This window comes from Bacillus testis (assembly GCF_001243895.1).
Classification (GTDB): Bacteria; Bacillota; Bacilli; order Bacillales; family DSM-1321; genus Bacillus_AD; species Bacillus_AD testis.
In genome coordinates this window covers 598,548-601,047 of the sequence record NZ_LN851186.1, presented here as the reverse complement: position 1 = coordinate 601,047, position 2,500 = coordinate 598,548, and the positions used below count along the sequence as shown (strand labels likewise).

Here is a 2,500-nt window from a genome sequence, read left to right as displayed (position 1 = left end):
GCTGGAAGACATACGTTCTAAACTATCTCCTTTTAAGTTCTTCGTCCAAATGTTTGGCGGGCATCTACGACTTAAAAAGGAATGAACTATTACAGATTAAATCAGATAGCAAGAAACACGTTCGGGGATAAGTATCATATTTTATAATATAAATAGTTATCAGAGCCGTTTAAAAGGCTGGCAACAAAATACATCGACCATTATTAATTGAGTTGATTTAGACCACATGAAATGACGACACCACTGTGAGTAAGATGGTGATTATTGAAAGTGATTTATAGAGGGCAAGATTACTGAAAAAAAGCATACAAATTTTTTTGAAATGAGGAAATCAATTGGAACAAAGGACACAAACTATTTATTCACCGCCAAAACATATAGTTTCAGCAGCCACTATTGTAATTAATGAACAAAAGGAAATTCTATTAATCAAGGGACCTAGGAGAGGTTGGGAAATGCCAGGTGGACAAGTTGAAGAAGGCGAGTCTTTGAAAGATGCTGCAATAAGGGAAACGAAAGAGGAGTCAGGTATTGATATTGAGGTATTAACATTTTGCGGAATATTCCAGAACGTGAATAAATCGATTTGTAATACGCTGTTCTTAGCTAAACCGGTTGGAGGCGAATTAACAACTACTCCAGAGAGTATAGAAGTAGGCTTCTTTCCTATTGAGCGAGCCTTAGAAATGGTAACTTATTCGAATTTCAGACAAAGGATTAAATACAGTTTGAATGAAAACACCCATCCATTCTATATAGAATTTTAAACAAAACCTTTAAGGAATGCTATTTGAACAAGGGAACTTCATAAATTTTATGTTCCCTCGTTTTAATTAAAATTACCATATCCTTTATCAAAGCTAATTTAGAAATACTGGCCAGCCAAGATATATTATTAATATTACACTTCTAAATGAAAGCATAAAAAAAACCATACAAGATAGAAGCTATATCTACTTGTATGGGTCTGATTCATTAACGATTTTTTCTTGCTTCTATTTCTTTTTTAAAGATCACAGCGATTACCTGCTCCAAGGTCATATCACTTTGGATTTCGAACGTTCCTGGACGAAGAGCTTGGGAAAGGCCTCTTCTTTCAACTAGATCGGAGAATTCTTTCGAACTAGCAATTACATGCGCGTTCGCCAATGCGTTCCCTACATCTATGCTTGTCATACCAGACGTTACGGTCAACATGGTTCGATAAACCACTTTGTCCGATTCTTGGTTTTCCGTTTTTTTATCACTTTCTTTTTCCTGAGCTGCTGAAATTTGATCCTTAAGTTGGTCATTCGTCAAAACTATGTAGCCTTGTGATGATAATTCATCTTTCATTTCTTCTTCCGATAATTGCACTGTCTTTTGAGTGCTCTTATCGTCACTTGCATCCGGAGTTAAAAAGTAGACTGCTCCACATATTCCTGTAGCCACAAGCAACCCAAAGGCAAAGCTGCGAAGTGTATTAGCTGTCATGAACGATCTCTCCCCTGACTACTTTTGGATTCGGATATGGCGCTAGTAACTTTTCTACTTCTCCTTCGCTCAAATTCGTTTTCTTCGCAATTGATTCAATCGAATACTTCCTTCTATACATATCCAGTGCCTCACGCAACACCATTCTTTCTTGCGGTGTTTTGTTGATTCCAGCTTCCTGCGCGATAATATCAAGATCAAGCTCCATATAATGAGTTTTATCTTGAAGTTCTTTTAGTTCTTTCATAAAAGATGCATAATGCGCATTTGCTTCTTGTTGTTGCTCTTTAGTTGTTTTTCTGGATATTGAGAAAGATAAAATGAGCAACACAACTGCTGCACCAAATAAAATGGCTAAAGCCCATTCCATCATGCATTTCCTCCCTTATTTTAAACAATTATCTCACATTTCCTCATTATACCTCGTAAAAATATAGATTTCGATTGAAAACATTGGAAAAAGATAAAACAAGGCAAAGGTCAGATATATTTGTTCATAATTCCCAGACAAAAGTAATAACATCTTGTATTGTCTCATCAGCCAATTACTAGAACGCTTTAAGCATGGCTTTTTTTCCATCCTATATACAAGTCTTATTTACCTTATCACCATAAAATAGTAAGCGACAAATCTTTTTGCTTCTTTTTCTTAATTGTGGGTGCTATAGGCGGCAAGATTTATTCAACCATATCTCTCTAGCGGAATATTGAGCAATTTATCAATTTGGAATCTCTTCGTTCATTTCCCTCATTCTACTCAACAAAGTACATTCCAGGATCTACCCAGATTCCTAACAAATTTTCTTGTTTCAGATAACAAAAAAAAGACCAGCAATCAGCTGATCTTTCGTTTGCCTGGCAACGTCCTACTCTCGCAGGGGGAAACCCCCAACTACCATCGGCGCTGAAGAGCTTAACTTCCGTGTTCGGAATGGGAACGGGTGTGGCCTCTTCGCCATCATTACCAGACATATTTATTTAAAAGGTTTATTCCTTCAAAACTAGATAACGGAAGGGTAAATCATGT

The 2,500-nt window shown here is 36.6% G+C and carries 3 protein-coding genes and 1 rRNA gene; 1 reads left to right on the top strand and 3 read right to left on the bottom strand.

From position 1 onward, the window contains the following. Window positions 1-335 precede the first annotated feature (335 nt). Window positions 336-767 carry an NUDIX hydrolase gene (locus BN1765_RS03530; protein ID WP_050613866.1) on the top strand — a complete coding sequence of 144 codons (432 nt, stop codon included), beginning with the start codon at window positions 336-338 and terminating at the stop codon, window positions 765-767. A gap of 208 nt (window positions 768-975) precedes the next feature. On the opposite strand, the gene BN1765_RS03525 is transcribed toward BN1765_RS03530, so the two are convergent. The 3 genes from BN1765_RS03525 to rrf all read right to left on the bottom strand — a co-directional run bounded on the left by BN1765_RS03525 (window position 976) and on the right by rrf (window position 2,442). Then, window positions 976-1,473 carry a hypothetical protein gene (locus BN1765_RS03525; RefSeq protein WP_050613865.1) on the bottom strand — a complete coding sequence of 166 codons (498 nt, stop codon included), beginning with the start codon at window positions 1,471-1,473 and terminating at the stop codon, window positions 976-978. Beyond that, window positions 1,463-1,846, bottom strand: a complete 384-nt coding sequence (locus tag BN1765_RS03520) for a hypothetical protein (protein WP_050613864.1) — start codon at window positions 1,844-1,846, stop codon at window positions 1,463-1,465. Before BN1765_RS03520 ends, BN1765_RS03525 begins: the two co-directional genes overlap by 11 nt. 480 nt (window positions 1,847-2,326) lie before the next feature. Beyond that, a 5S ribosomal RNA gene (gene rrf, locus BN1765_RS03515) occupies window positions 2,327-2,442 on the bottom strand. Window positions 2,443-2,500 lie beyond the last annotated feature (58 nt).

What these genes read in the sequence shown, in the direction of transcription:
- BN1765_RS03525 (WP_050613865.1), bottom strand. Translation starts at nt 1,473, where the DNA reads ATGACAGCTAATACACTTCGCAGCTTTGCCTTTGGGTTGCTTGTGGCT.
- BN1765_RS03520 (WP_050613864.1), bottom strand. Translation starts at nt 1,846, where the DNA reads ATGATGGAATGGGCTTTAGCCATTTTATTTGGTGCAGCAGTTGTGTTG.